This window comes from Streptomyces sp. HSW2009, from assembly GCF_040240285.1.
GTDB lineage: Bacteria > Actinomycetota > Actinomycetes > Streptomycetales > Streptomycetaceae > Streptomyces.
The window spans coordinates 1-13565 of record NZ_JBEHZD010000173.1 but is presented as its reverse complement, the minus strand read 5'-3'; the positions used below and the strand labels follow the sequence as shown (position 1 = coordinate 13565).

10 protein-coding genes and 3 pseudogenes are annotated in these 13565 nt (G+C 70.9%); 5 read left to right on the top strand and 8 right to left on the bottom strand.

Annotated features, from left to right (window positions below; genetic code table 11):
• The 7 genes and pseudogenes from AAHZ94_RS15415 to AAHZ94_RS15385 all read right to left on the bottom strand — a co-directional run.
• A pseudogene (locus AAHZ94_RS15415) lies at window positions 1-262 on the bottom strand (hypothetical protein); the annotation flags it as partial.
• Window positions 259-2025, bottom strand: a complete 1767-nt coding sequence (locus AAHZ94_RS15410; protein WP_349993444.1) for an extracellular solute-binding protein — start codon at window positions 2023-2025, stop codon at window positions 259-261. The gene AAHZ94_RS15410 and the pseudogene AAHZ94_RS15415, both read right to left, overlap by 4 nt.
• Before the next feature lie 57 nt (window positions 2026-2082).
• Window positions 2083-2946: a carbohydrate ABC transporter permease gene (locus AAHZ94_RS15405; protein WP_349993446.1), complete on the bottom strand. Its 864-nt coding sequence runs from the start codon at window positions 2944-2946 to the stop codon at window positions 2083-2085.
• Window positions 2947-3044: 98 nt separating this feature from the next.
• A complete protein-coding gene (locus tag AAHZ94_RS15400) occupies window positions 3045-3965 on the bottom strand; it encodes an ABC transporter permease (RefSeq protein WP_349993445.1) in 921 nt (306 codons plus the stop codon).
• A 436-nt stretch (window positions 3966-4401) separates the two neighbouring features.
• Complete coding sequence (locus tag AAHZ94_RS15395; RefSeq protein WP_349993443.1) at window positions 4402-5184, bottom strand: DeoR/GlpR family DNA-binding transcription regulator; 783 nt, start codon at window positions 5182-5184, stop codon at window positions 4402-4404.
• Entirely contained in the window at window positions 5184-5402 is a 219-nt protein-coding gene (locus AAHZ94_RS15390; protein WP_349993442.1) for a hypothetical protein, read from the bottom strand. Before AAHZ94_RS15390 ends, AAHZ94_RS15395 begins: the two co-directional genes overlap by 1 nt.
• A gap of 683 nt (window positions 5403-6085) precedes the next feature.
• Window positions 6086-6559 carry a VOC family protein gene (locus AAHZ94_RS15385; RefSeq protein ID WP_349993441.1) on the bottom strand — a complete coding sequence of 158 codons (474 nt, stop codon included), beginning with the start codon at window positions 6557-6559 and terminating at the stop codon, window positions 6086-6088.
• A 94-nt stretch (window positions 6560-6653) separates the two neighbouring features.
• Here AAHZ94_RS15385 and AAHZ94_RS15380 point away from each other — a divergent pair, with 94 nt between their 5' ends.
• Window positions 6654-7670, top strand: a complete 1017-nt coding sequence (locus AAHZ94_RS15380; RefSeq protein ID WP_349993440.1) for a helix-turn-helix transcriptional regulator — start codon at window positions 6654-6656, stop codon at window positions 7668-7670.
• Here AAHZ94_RS15380 and AAHZ94_RS15375 read toward each other — a convergent pair.
• A complete protein-coding gene (locus AAHZ94_RS15375) occupies window positions 7639-8526 on the bottom strand; it encodes an SIS domain-containing protein (RefSeq protein ID WP_349993439.1) in 888 nt (295 codons plus the stop codon). The two genes, AAHZ94_RS15380 and AAHZ94_RS15375, sit on opposite strands and share 32 nt — an antisense overlap.
• Window positions 8527-9030: 504 nt before the next feature.
• Between AAHZ94_RS15375 and pheA the strand changes: the two are divergent.
• The 4 genes and pseudogenes from pheA to AAHZ94_RS15355 form a co-directional block, all read left to right on the top strand.
• Window positions 9031-9963, top strand: a pseudogene (gene pheA / locus AAHZ94_RS15370) (prephenate dehydratase); the annotation flags it as partial.
• Between the two features lie 1145 nt (window positions 9964-11108).
• Window positions 11109-12386 (top strand): serine--tRNA ligase, encoded by a 1278-nt coding sequence (gene serS / locus AAHZ94_RS15365; RefSeq protein WP_349993438.1) that lies wholly within the window; start codon window positions 11109-11111, stop codon window positions 12384-12386.
• Window positions 12383-13201 (top strand): HAD family hydrolase, encoded by an 819-nt coding sequence (locus AAHZ94_RS15360; RefSeq protein ID WP_349993437.1) that lies wholly within the window; start codon window positions 12383-12385, stop codon window positions 13199-13201. The genes serS and AAHZ94_RS15360 overlap by 4 nt, the downstream gene beginning before the upstream one ends.
• Window positions 13202-13330: 129 nt before the next feature.
• A pseudogene (locus AAHZ94_RS15355) lies at window positions 13331-13565 on the top strand (hypothetical protein); the annotation flags it as partial.

Genomic DNA, 13565 nt, shown 5'->3' with positions numbered 1-13565 from the left:
CGCGCCCCCCCCGCCCCCCCCCCCCCCGCGGGGCCCCCCGCCCCGGGGCCCCCCCCGGGGGGGCCCGGCCCCCCCCCCCCGGGGGGGCGGGGGGGGGGGGGGGGGCCCCCCCCCGGCGGTGGCGCCGACCGGTCACCCGGTGCGGGCCGCTCGGTCGCCGGTGGGCCCTTCCGCCGCGCTGCGGGTCGCGCGGCCGGGCCCGCCGGCTGCTGGCCGCGCCCTGCCGCCGGGCCGTTGCCGGCGCCGACGGCGGGCGGCTCACGTGGTCTTCTTGCCCTTCTTCTCACTGGCGAGCGACTGCTCGTACTCCCGGCGGATGCGGTCGCCGCCGCCCGAGCGCCAACTCTTCAGCAGCCCGTCGAAGTCGGAGAGCGACTTGCGGCCGGCGACGATGTCCAGGATGCCGTCGTTGAACGCCTTGGTGAGCGAGGCACCCTTGTCGGCGTTGGTGTCCGAGTAGTGGCCGATGACGGGGCTGGCCTGGCCCATCTTGATGAGCTCCTGCTGCCAGCCGTGGATGCGCCGGGTCATGTCGGGCTTGCCCGGCAGGTAGAGGTATTCGGGCGCGTTGGTGAGGAAGGACACCGGCATCGCGGTGGTGACCGCCTCCGCGTTGCCCTTGTCGGTGAGGGTGACGTCACCGTCGCGGGTGCGCTCGTGGTGGGTGCCCTCGACGCCGTTCTCCAGGAACAGCCGCTCCTCGCTGCCGAACGGCGCGGCGAGGTAGTCGAGCACGGCCAGCAGCGTCGGAATGCGCTTCTTGTCGGCGTTCTTGCTGATGGCGGTGAAGCCGACCGAGCCCGAACCGAAGTCGAAGTGCGGGGTGGCGCCCGGCTTGGCGGCGAACGGCACGATGATGCCGAACGGGAAGTCGTACGTCTTCACGTCCACCAGGAACGACGGAAAGGACTGTACGTACGCGCCGAGCGTGCCCTGCGCCATCTTCTCCCGGGTGGTGGTCAGGTTCGGGTCCGGCCAGAACAGGCCCGCCTTGAATACCTTGACCGCGAATTCCAGGGCCTCGAAGTACTGCTCGGTCTCGAACCTGTTGGTGAGCTTTCCGCCCTCCAGGTGCCAGCCGGCGGGTGCGCCGAACCACTGCGCGAACATGCCGTGCGCATTCACGTACGCCGGCTCCAGCACGTACTTCTTGCGCTTGGTGTCCAGGAGTTCCTTGCCCTTGTCGAGGAAGTCCTGGGCGCTGCTGAAGGTGGCGCCGCCGACCGGCTTCCAGAAGTCCTCGTTGATGACGTAGACCTGGCCCATACGGCCGTAGGCGACGGGCACGCCCGCGATCTTGCCGTTGATGACGGCTGTTTTCCACGCGAAGTCCGGCAGGTTGGCCAGGTTGGGGTATTTCCGTATCGCGTCCCCCGACAGGTGCGAGGTCACGTCGTGGAATTTCGCCTGGAGCAACTGCGGCACCTTGCGCAGCCCCTGGTTGGGCGGGAACCACACCAGATCGGGAATGTCACCGCTGGCGATGATGGCGTTGAACTTCGTCAGATAGGTGTCGGCGCCGCTCTCCACGACGATGTTCATCTTGAGGTCGGAACCGAGCCGCTCGTTGAGCTCCTTCCAGTAGCGGTTGCGGTCCATCGCGGGCGCCGGCGTGGTGAACGTCTCGGTCAGCGCGGTGATCGACTCGCCGTCGCCCGGGGTCTTCGCCACCGACTTGACCAGCTTCTTCGGGTACCGCAGATAGCCGGCGTCCAGGCCCTGCGCATTGCCCGGCAGGTCCGCCGGCGCGACGTTGGCCGGCAGGTAGGTCGGCAGCTTGACCTTGCGGAACCCCTCGGCGCCCTTGCCGCCGACGGCCGTTCCCGTGCTGCACGCGCTGAGCGAGCCGAGCCCGGTGACGGCCAGCCCCGCGGCGCCGGCGACGCCGAGGAACCGGCGCCGGCCCAGCCGGTCGAGCAGGCTGCGGGCGCCGGCCACAGGCGAATGCGCGGGGAACGCGGGCGCGTCCGCGGGGAATGCGGGCGCGCCGGTCACCTGCTGCCGGTCGGTCTGCTGAGGGGACATGGAGTTCTCCTGACGGGGTGGTGCGGTCGGCGGTGAGCGGCAGGGGCGGGGGCTGCGTCAGCCCTTGACCGCGCCGGTGAGCACACCCTTGGCGAAGTACTTCTGGAGGAAGGGGTACACGCACAGGATCGGAATGAGCGCGAGGATGAGCACCGCCATCTGAAGCGAGATGGACGGCGGCAGTTGGCTGACGCCCATCGCCTTGGCGTTGATGCTCTCGCCCTGTACGACATAGGACCGCAGGACGACCTGGAGCGGGTATTTACCGGAGTCGTTGAGGAAGAGCAGCGCATTGAAGAAGCTGTTCCAGTAGCTGACCCCGTAGAAGAGGCCGACGACCGCGATGACCGCCTTGGACAGCGGCAGCACCACACGGCACAGAATGGTCAACTCGCCCGCCCCGTCAAGGCGCGCCGCCTCGTACAACTCGGTCGGAATTCCCTGGAAGAAGGCCCGGACGACGATGACGTTGAAGACGTTCAGCAGGACCGGCAGGATCAGTGAGGCATAGCTGTCCAGCATGCCGAATTCCTGCACGACCAGATAGGTCGGGATGATGCCGGGCGTGAAGAGGAAGGTGCCGATCACCAGCAGCAGGATGGGCTTTCCGCCGACCATTCCGGGCCGGGAGAGGCCGTAGGCGAGGGCGATGGTGCACAGCACGCTCAGTACGGTGCCGACGCCGGTGACCACCACGCTGACCATCGCGGCGCGGGTCACCACGCCGCCCTGGAGCAGCACGTTGTACGCCTCGAAGGTGGGGTGTTCGGGGATCAGTACGTAGCCGCCGTTGGCGTCCAGTTCCTCCTGGCCGGCGAGGCTGGTGCCGAGCGCCAGCAGGAACGGATAGCCGACCACCACCACGATCAGCACGATGGCCACGGCCTTGGCGCCCTGTCCGTACCAGGTGGGGCGCTCCATCCACGGCGGGCGCTCGGGACGGGTGCGGCGGCGCGGGCCGCGGGAGGCGCCGGCGCCGTCCTTCGCGGGGGACGTGCCCGGGGTCAGCAGCGAGGTGGTCACTTGTACACTCCCTGCTCGCCGAAGCGGTGGGCCAGCTTGTTCGCGGCGAGGATCAGCACCAGGCCGATCACGCCCTTCATCAGTCCGGCGGCGGTGCTCATGCCCCAGTCGCCGTCGACGACGCCGTGGAAGTACACGTACGTGTCCAGGACTTCGGAGGCTTCGGCGCCCACCGCCTCGCGCTGGAGCAGCATCTGCTCGAAGCCGACGTTGAGGATGTCGCCGAGGCGCAGGATCAGCAGCATGATGATCACCGGCCGGATGCCGGGCAGCGTCACGTGCCACATCCGCCGCCAGGGCCCGGCGCCGTCCATCGCCGCCGACTCGTACTGCGCGGTGTCGATGGAGGCCATCGCGGCGAGGAAGATGATCGCGCCCCAGCCGCAGTCCTTCCAGATCATCTGCGAGGTGACCAGCAGCTTGAAGGTGTCGGGGTTGGTCATGATGTTGCCGACGCCGACCCCGTGGTCGTTGAGGAAGCTGCTCACGGTGCCGGTGCCGCCGAGCACCTGCTTGAACATGGCCACCACCACGACCCAGGACAGGAAGTGCGGCAGGTAGACCACGGTCTGCACGAAGCGCCGCAGCGTCTCGCCCACCAGCGAGTTCAGCAGCAGCGCCAGCGCGATCGGGGCCGGGAAGTACAGCAGCAGTTGGAGCGCGGTGATCTCCAGCGTGTTGTACACCGCCGTCCAGAACTCCGGCTGCTCGGTGAGCGCCACGAAGTTCTGCATGCCCACGTACGGGCTGTGCTTGAAGCCCAGGAACGGCTGGTAGTCCTGGAAGGCGATGACGTTGCCGAGCAACGGCAGGTAGAAGAACGCCCCGAAGTAGGCCACGCCCGGCAGGCAGAGCAGCAGCAACGCCTTGTCGCGGCGCAGCCGGTGCCGCAGGGGAACACGGGCGGCCTTGCGCAGCGCCCGCTTCCCCTTCGGGCTCGGGGCCGCGGGGAGCGGGGCTTGCTGCTGCGACGTGCCCGGACGGGCCGACGAAGAAACGGAAGCCGTCACATTCACCTCCGGCAGTGAGAGCGAGAGCGGATGCGGGGCAGCCCGTCCGGGGCACGCGGGAATCCGCCGTGCAGGGGAGGGTGACTGCCGAGTCCCCGTGGTGGTGGCACGCCGGCGCACGCAGCCGAGAGCTACGCGCCGCGACGTTCACCACGAGGCGGCTTCATCTTGCACGCCACTGCTTAAAGGTGACAAGAGGTGTTCATAAAGATCTGCAAACGCGCAGAATCACACTTCGCTGAGTGATCATTGTGTGCTTGAACGCGGCGGTGAGGGCGCGCCGCGGGAGCCTGGGGCGGCGGGGCCACGACCGGGCCACGGCGGGGCCGCCCCAGGGCGGCGATCACGCCTGAATGACGGTCACCCCACGCTCCTCAAAGCGTTTGACCTGCTCAGGCGCGTGCCCATCGGTCACGAGAACATCGATGGCACTGATCGTGCAGATCCGTACGAACGCCTGCTCCCCCAGCTTGGAACTGTCCGCCACGACCACCACCTTGCGGGCCTGCCCAGCGAGCAGCGCATTGATGCTCGCTTCGCCCTCGTCGTGCGCACTGGCCCCCAGCTCCGGGTGCAGGGCGTCCACGCCGATGAACGCGATGTCCAGGCTGACCTCGCGCAGGATGTGCCCGGCCAGCGGGCCGATGAGCTCGTACGACTGGGGCATCGCGACGCCACCGGTGGCCACGATCTTCACGTGCGGGCGCACCGCGAGCTCGTTGGCGATGTTCAGCGCGTTGGTCACGATCGTCACCACCGGCTCGTCCGCCTTGTCGGCCCCGTCGGTCTTGGTGGCGATCGCCCGCGCCACCTCGGTGGTGGTGGTCCCGCCGTTCAGCCCGACCACCATCCCGCGGCTGACCAGACCGGCCGCGGCCCGCCCGATCCGCTCCTTCTCCTCCCCGTGCCGCATGGCCTTGTACCGCAGCGGCAGGTCGTACGCGACGGTGTGCGCCACCGCGCCGCCCCTGGTCCGGGTCAGCAGCCGCTGTTCGGCGAGATGGTCCAGGTCACGGCGGATCGTCGCCGCCGAGACGGCCAGCTCGGCCGCCACGCTGTCGACCTCCAACTGCCGCCGCTCAGCGAGCAGCCCCAGCAGCATGTTGTGCCGTTCGTACCGGTTCACTACACCTCCACACCTCCGCTGGCGCGGGGCCGTGCGGAGTCCGCTGGCGCGGGGCCTTGCGGGTCGTCGTTGCTGTTCTTTGTCGCTGTGCTGTGTTGCTGTTCTTGATGCTGTTCTTTGTCGCTGTTCTTGATGCTGTGCTTCGTTGCTGTGGTGCCGTACTGCTGTGGTGCTGTGGTGCTGTGTGTCGTACGGCCGTGGTGCTGTGGCCGTTGCACGTCACCGTGCCCGTCGGTGCTGTCGTGGTGGTCGGCAGGGGCTGCGGTACGCCGTCGGGTGCGGGCCCCGTGCGGGGCGCGGCCTTCTCCGTACGGAGCCCGTGGCTCCGGTGCGTCCTGCGACGTACTGCTGCGGACGTGATGTTGTACGGCCCGCGGCGGGTGCCGTGCGACGGCCCTGTACGTACTGTGCCCTGCCGGGGAACACAGTGGCACACGCACCCACCTAGCTGCGCACTCGTGGATTCTGACTTATCGGTTCGCGCAGAAACATCCATGAGGGGGCTGGGGAGGGGTGGGGGTGGGTTGGGGGTGGGCCAGGGCCGGTGGGACTGGTACAGCCGGTACGGCTGGCGGGGCCGGGGGGACTCGTGCAGCCGGTACGGCTGGCGGGGCCCTCGGCAAGCCGCTCCCCGTCCCCAACCCCACCCCGGGCACGCGTACGGCCCGACCGCCCGCCGGGAAACGGGTGATCGGGCCGTACGGGGTGTGGGTGTGGGTGTGGGTGTGGGTGCGCGCGCACCGCAGCCGATGTGTCTGTGGCCTGGGCTCAGGCGTGCGTGCACGCCGCAGGCAGTGGGTATGCGCCCGGGCACAGACGTGGGTACGCGCGCCGCAGTCGGTGTGCGCGACCCCGACCCGAGCTCAGGCGTAGGTGCGCGCCGCAGGCGGTGGGTGCGGCGTCAGACCATCGTGGAGACGCAGAACGGGTGACCCGCCGGGTCGAGCAGGACCCGCCAGCGCTCCGGGTCCGGCTGCGTGTCGGGCCTGGTCGCGCCCAGGGCGACGAGGTGGGCCTCGGCCGCGTCCAGGTCGGCGACGCCGAAGTCGAGGTGCGCCTGCTTCTCGGTGGCCGGGTCGGGCCAGGTCGGGCGGCGGTAGTCGGCCAGCCGGTTGAACCCGAGACCGGGGCTCCCCTCCTGTCCCAGCAGCACGAAGTCGTCGGTGGAGTAGGTCACCGGCCAGCCCGTGACCTCGGAGTAGAAGCGGGCCAGCGCATCGGGGTCGGGACAGTCGAAGGTGACCGCGGCGTACCGGAAGACGGGCGCGGCGGGCGCGCCGCCGCCCGCGGCGGCAGCATCCGGAGCGGCGGGTGTGGTGGAGGTGGCGGATGTGGCGGCAGCGGGGGACGCGGAGGTGGTGGGTTCCGTAGGCATGGGGCAGACGGTAGGACGTAACCAGGACAGATTCGGTCCTGGTCATGGATACCCGCCGGTCAACGGCTCGGGGCACGGTGGAACACTGCGGCGGGTGATCAGTTCCAGCGCCCGCCTGTTGCGCCTGGTGTCCCTCCTGGCCGCCCGACCCTCCTGGACCTGTGGAGAGTTGGCGGAACGGATGACGGTCACCGACCGCACGGTGCGCCGCGACATCGCCAAGCTGCGCGAACTCGGCTACGCCGTCGACTCCGACCCCGGCCCGTGGGGCGGCTACCGGCTGCGCCCGGGCCCCCGGACGCCGCCGCTGGTCCTGGACGACGAGGAAGCACTCGCGGTGGCGGTCGCGCTGCGCAGCTCCGCCCTCGACGGCTCGCTCGGTAGCGACCAGGCCGCGCTGTCCGCCCTGCTCAAGCTGCGTCAGGTGCTGCCGCACCGGGTCGCCGAGCGGCTCGCCGCACTGGATGCCGCCCTCGTCCACACGCCACGGCCGAACGAGCCGCAGATCGCCCCCGACATGCTGCTCGAACTGGCCGCCGCGTGCCGCGCCGGCGACCGCGTCCGACTCGGCTACCGGGACCGCACCGGGCGCGGCACGGTGCGCGACGTCGACGCGTACCGCCTCGTACACACCGGGCGCCGCTGGTACTTCGTCGCCCGGGACGTGGCGCGGGACCAGTGGCGGACCTTCCGCGCCGACCGGATCGACCGGCTGCGGCCCACCGGGCGCCCGGCCCCGCTCACCGACCCGCCCGATGCCGCGCACCTGGTCGCGCGCGCCATCGCCGCCCGCCCGTACCCGCTGTACGTGACGATCCGGCTGCCGTTGTCGCAGGTCGAGGCGGAGCGGCTGATCCCGGCGACGGTCGGCACGCATCGCGCGGACGGCCCGCACGCCACGGTCGTGGACGTCGGCGGCCCCGCCGCGGACGGCCTCGCCGGCTATCTCCTCAGCCTGGCCACGCCGCTGCGCGTGCTGGCCCCCGAGTCCGTACGCCTGGCCTTCGTCCGCCGCACGCGCGCGCTCCTCGCCGCCAACGCCGCGCCCGTCGGTGGCGAGGACGGGCCCGGTGGGACGGTCAGCCCTCCTGAAGGATCACCGACCGCGTGAGGTGGCGCGGTCGGTCCGGGTCCAGGTCGCGGCGGGCGGCGATGGCGAGGGCCAGCCGCTGGACGCGGACCAGTTCCGCCAGCGGGTCGATCCCGTCGCACACCCACAGCGCGCCGGTCGCGCGGACCTGGTCGGCCAGTCCAGCCGGCTCCTCGCCGAGCATCCAGGTGGCGGTGCCGGTGGTGCTGATGCTGATCGGGCCGTGCCGGTACTCCATCGCCGGGTACGACTCCGTCCAGGCCAGGGCCGCCTCGCGCATCTTCAGCGCACCCTCGTTGGCCAGCCCGACCGTCCAGCCCCGGCCGAGGAAGGTGAACTGGTTGGCGTCCACGAGGCGGTCCGGCAGCGGTTCGCTGATCGCGATCCGCACGTCGCGCACGGCGGTCTCGGTGTGCAGCCCGAGGTGGGCGCGGAGCAGCGTGAGCGCGGTGGTGGCGAACCTGGTCTGTACGACCGACCGCTCATCGGCGAAGTCGAGCACGAGCACCTGGTCCGCCGCTGTCATCACCGGCGTGTCCGGGTCGGCGGTGACCGCGAGCGTACGGCCGCCGGCACCGCGCACGCCTGCCAGGAGTTCCAGCACCTCAGTCGTGGTGCCGGAGCGGGTCAGCGCGACGACGCGGTCGTAGCTGCGGTGGGCCGGGAACTCGGAGGCGGCGAACGCGTCGGTCTCCCCCTGCCCCGAACCCTCCCGCAGCGCGGCGTACGCCTGGGCCATGAAGTACGAGGTGCCGCACCCCACGACGGCGACCCGCTCCCCCCGCCCGGGGAACGCCTCGCGCTGCGCCTGGGCCAGCTCGGCCGCACGGCTCCAACACTCCGGCTGACTGGCCAGTTCCTTCTCGACATGCGTCACGGCTACTCCGAAGCGAGAGGGGATGATTGTTCATGCAGTCTAAGTGACACTTTCAATCATGTTCAAGCATCGGGAACCCCCGAGAACGCGCACATGCTGCGCCCGCGCACCACCCACGACCCCGCGCACCCTTGCGCGCCGCGCGTACGCCACCCCGCACTTCCCGCGCGCCGCCCCGCACCTCCCGCACCTCCCGCACCTCCCGCACACTCCCCGTAACGCCCCGGCTCCATTCCTGGCCCCACCCGCCCCCGGCCGCCCCCGCGCGCCGTGGCCCGGTTCGTACGGCAGGGCCCACGGAGCCGGCCTGAGCGGGGTCCGGGCGCGGGTATCGTGGCGACTTCCCAGCAGATCCACGGGCAGCAACGCCGCGCGGGACGGCGCATCGCACCGGCCGGCGCGCCGGGGCATCGCGTGCGGGGTGCCGCTCCGGCGCACACCCAGCGTCTTCGCTCCGCTCGGCCACGCGCCCGCCGGACGTCAGATCGCGAGGACCCCATGGTGATGTCGCCCAGCCGCTATACGTACCTCGGCCCCGAGGGCACGTTCACCGAGGCCGCGCTGCGCACCTTGCCGGAGGCCGCCACCCGCGAACTGGTCCCGATGGTGTCCGTGCCGGCCACGCTGGACGCGGTCAGGTCGGGCGAGGCCGCCGCGGCGCTGGTCCCGATCGAGAACTCGGTGGAGGGCGGCGTCACCGCCACCCTGGACCAACTGGCCACCGGCGGCCCGCTGATGATCTACCGCGAGGTGCTGCTCCCCATCGCCTTCGCCCTGTTGGTGCGGCCCGGCACCAAGCTGGGCGAGATCAAGACGGTCACCGGCCATCCGGTGGCCCAGCCGCAGGTGCGCAACTGGCTCGCGAAGCACCTGCCGGACGCCGTGTGGGAGTCGGCCGCCTCCAACGCGGACGGCGCGCGCCTGGTGCAGGAGGGCCGCTACGACGCGGCGTTCGCCGGCGAGTTCGCGGCGCCCACCTACGGCCTTGAGCCGCTGGTCTCGGACATCCACGACGCGCGGAACGCACAGACCAGGTTCGTCCTGGTCGGCCGCCCGGCCAGGCCCGCGGCACGGACCGGCGCGGACAAGACGTCTCTGGTCATCTGGCTCGGCGACGACCACCCGGGTGCGCTGCTCGAACTGCTCCAGGAGTACGCGGCCCGCGGCGTGAACATGATGCGCATCGAGTCCAGGCCGACCGGCGAGGGCATCGGCCGCTACTGCTTCTCGGTGGACTGCGAGGGGCACATCACCGACCGCCGGGTCGCCGAGGCGCTGACCGGGCTGAAGCGGATCTGCCCCAAGGTGCGCTTCCTCGGCTCGTACCCGCGGGCCGGCGTCGACCCCGCCGACCTGCCCGAACTGCGACACGGGACCTCGGACGCGGAGTTCGTCGCCGCGGCCGACTGGCTGGCCCGCTGCCAGGACGGCCGCGCCTCAACACGCCCGGAGACGGGCGGCGGAGGCGGACGGCGAGGGCGGCGCGAGGTGGTGGGGGCGGCGCGAGGCGGTGGGGCGGCGCGAGGCGGTGGGGGCGGCGCGGGGTGGCGGGGCGGCGCGGGCGGCGCCTTCAGGCCGGTATCGGCAGTCCTGGTAGTGCCGGTTCCTGGTAGCGCCAGCACCCGGTACGGGCCGGAACCAGCTTCTCCCGTCCTGGTACGGCGAGTACTGGTACGGCGAGTACTGGTACGGCTAGTACTGGTATCGCCGGCACTGGTACGGCCGGTACTGGTACGAGCTCGGCCCGGTCTCCCCGGTCCCGCTACCGCCAGACCCCGTATCGACCAACCCTCGTACCGCCAGACCCGGTACCGGCCGAACCCCACACCACCGCCGTCACCGTACAGACGCCCTCCCCGTACAGACGCCCTCCACGTACGGGCGCCCTCACGTACGGACGCCCTCACGTACGGACAGCGCCACCGTACGAGCAGCCGCAGCCGCAGCCACAACCACACACGCAGCCGCAGCCGCCCGGTCCGAGGCCAGGCCCCGCATCACCCAGCGCAATGCACACCCCTCAAAAGTTATCCACAGGCTCCGGCTCGACCTGTGAATAAGTCGACATGGTGATTCCGACCTAGGGGGCAAACAACTCAAAGCATCGCAAGTCACAACACTCCCTCCCGCTCCCGCCACTTCGCCCCCCATTTCTTGATCCACGGCGAATCCGCCCACCAGAAGGGAGCCAACTCACTCGAAAGAGGGTGTGAGATGCGGGCGGTGAGGGAATCCATGGCCCAGCAATAAGTGGTCGAAATGTCCGACCTTAAAGTCCACAGATTGTGCACACAGCCTGTGGATAAGTTATGCACTACACCCCGGAGCCTGTGGACAACCCCGGGCGCCAACTCCCCCTTCCACGGCGGAAATCAGCCAGCTTGGCTCATCCACGTCCCCCCTGCGGGGGAATGCGCACCGTATTCTTGACGGCCCGAGCGCGCATTCCACAGCCGCCCCCCGCACCGCGCCCCACCTTCCCCACCGCCCCCTCTATCCCCTTTCGGGGTAAATATGGGCAAATGGCGACGCAATGGAATATCACGTCGAGGCGCCGGAGCACGCACCGGTAACCTGGAGGGGTGATTGACCTTCGCCTGCTTCGTGAGGACCCCGACCGAGTGCGCGCCTCCCAGCGCGCCCGTGGAGAGGACGTCGGCCTTGTCGACGCGCTGCTCTCCGCCGACGAACGACGCAGGTCGTCCAGCGTCCGCTTCGACGAACTGCGCTCCGAGCAGAAGCAGCTCGGCAAGCTCATCCCCAAGGCCAGCGGCGACGAGAAGGCCGAGCTGCTGAAGAAGGCCGGCGAGCTGTCCGCCGCCGTCAAGGCCGCCGACGCCACCCAGGACGAGGCCGCCGAAGAGACCCAGCGGCTGCTGCGCCAGCTCGGCAACCTGGTCCACCCCGACGTCCCGATCGGCGGCGAAGAGGACTTCACCGTCCTGGAGACCGTCGGCACCCCGCGCGACTTCGCCGCCGAGGGCTTCGAGCCCAAGGACCACCTGGAGATCGGCAACCTGCTCGGCGCGATCGACACCGAGCGCGGCGCCAAGGTCTCGGGATCACGCTTCTACTACCTCACCGGCATCGGCGCGCTCCTGGAGCTCGCGCTGGTCAACGCGGCCATCGCCCAGGCCACCGCCGCCGGCTTCGTCCCGATGCTCACCCCGGCGCTGGTCAAGCCGCGCGCCATGGAGGGCACCGGCTTCCTCGGCCAGGCCGCCGAGAACGTCTACCACCTGGACAAGGACGACTACTACCTGGTGGGCACGTCCGAGGTGCCGCTCGCCGCGTACCACATGGACGAGATCATTGAGGCGGACAAGCTGCCGCTGCGGTACGCGGGCTTCTCGCCCTGCTTCCGGCGCGAGGCCGGCACGTACGGCAAGGACACCCGCGGCATCTTCCGGGTGCACCAGTTCGACAAGGTCGAGATGTTCTCGTACGTCGCGCCGGAGGACGCCGCGGCCGAGCACCAGCGGCTGCTCGACTGGGAGAAGCAGTGGCTGACCGGGCTTGAGCTGCCGTTCCAGGTGATCGACGTGGCCACCGGCGACCTCGGCGCCTCCGCGTCGCGCAAGTTCGACTGCGAGGCGTGGATTCCGACCCAGGGCAAGTACCGCGAGCTGACCTCCGCGTCCAACTGCGACGAGTTCCAGGCCCGCCGGCTGTCCGTGCGGATGCGCGACGGCAAGCACGTCAAGCCGCTGGCCACGCTCAACGGCACGCTGTGCGCCGTACCGCGCACCATCGTCGCGATCTTCGAGAACCACCAGCGGCCGGACGGTTCGGTGACCGTGCCGCAGGTGCTGCGCCCCTACCTCGGTGGGCGCGAGGTCCTCGAACCGGTCGCCACGTGAGCGCCGCGCCCCAGCCCCCGCTCCCGTACCAGCTCATAGCCACCGATCTCGACGGCACGCTGCTGCGTGGCGACGGGACCGTGTCGGAGCGCACCCGGGCGGCGCTGGCCCACGCGACCAAGGCCGGCGCCCGGCACATCGTGGTCACCGGGCGGGCCGTCGGCTGGACCCGGCACATACTGGACGACCTGGGTTACACGGGGCTTGCCGTGTGCGGGCAGGGCGGCCAGGTCTACGACGCGGGCGAGCACCGGCTACTGACCTCGGTGACCTTGGACCGGCAGTTGGCGGCGCTCGCGCTGGCCAAGGTCGAATCCGAGGTCGGCCCGCTCTACCTGGCCGCCGGCCGGGACGGGCTGGAGGGCAAGGTGCTCTTCGGGCCCGGCTACGTGGTCGAGGACCGCACCCTGGAATCCCCCGTCTTCGAGCACGTGGACGAGGTCTGGGAAGCCCCCCTCAACAAGCTCTACCTGCAACACCCCACCCTCACCGACGACGAGTTGGCGGCTGCCGCGCGCCGGGTCGCCGGTGACCTGGTGGGCGTGATCATGGCGGGCCCCGGCATGGTGGAGATGCTGCCGCTCGGCCTGTCCAAGGCGACCGGCCTCTCCCTAGCCGCTCGCCGCCTCGGCGTCACGGCCGCCCAGACGATCGCCTTCGGCGACATGCCCAACGACGTGCCCATGTTCGGCTGGGCCGGCCACGGGGTGGCCATGGCCAACGCCCACCAGGAACTGCGGGCCGTGGCCGACGAGATCACCGCCTCCAACGAGGAGGACGGCATCGCGGTGGTCCTGGAGTCGCTGTTCCCGTAGCGCCCAGCGCCCACTGACCGCACGCCGCCGCTCGGGGCGCGCCGAGGCCCACGGCCAGCGGCGCGCCCCGAGCGCGTTTCTGGCCTTTCCCGAACCTCTTCCGGCCTCTTCTGGCCTCTTCTGATCCCTGTGGCCCTGTACGACCCGTCGGGTCTCTGCGGACCGGTACGACCCGTCGGGCTCGTACGGCTCGTGTTGCTCGTACGGCTCGGACGGTTCGTACCGACAGACACGGCTCGTACGGCTTGGGCTTCGGCTGCCCAGCACTTGGCGACCCACCGGCGGGGGGGGGCGGGGGGGGGCGCGGGCCCCGGGCGGGGGGGGGGGGGGGGCGGGGGGGGGCGGGGGCGGGGGGGGGGGGGGG

Bases quoted from the DNA above. Each gene is read 5' to 3' on its own strand.
- AAHZ94_RS15405 (WP_349993446.1), bottom strand. From the start codon at position 2,946: ATGGAGCGCCCCACCTGGTACGGACAGGGCGCCAAGGCCGTGGCCATC.
- AAHZ94_RS15385 (WP_349993441.1), bottom strand. From the start codon at position 6,559: ATGCCTACGGAACCCACCACCTCCGCGTCCCCCGCTGCCGCCACATCC.
- AAHZ94_RS15410 (WP_349993444.1), bottom strand. From the start codon at position 2,025: ATGTCCCCTCAGCAGACCGACCGGCAGCAGGTGACCGGCGCGCCCGCA.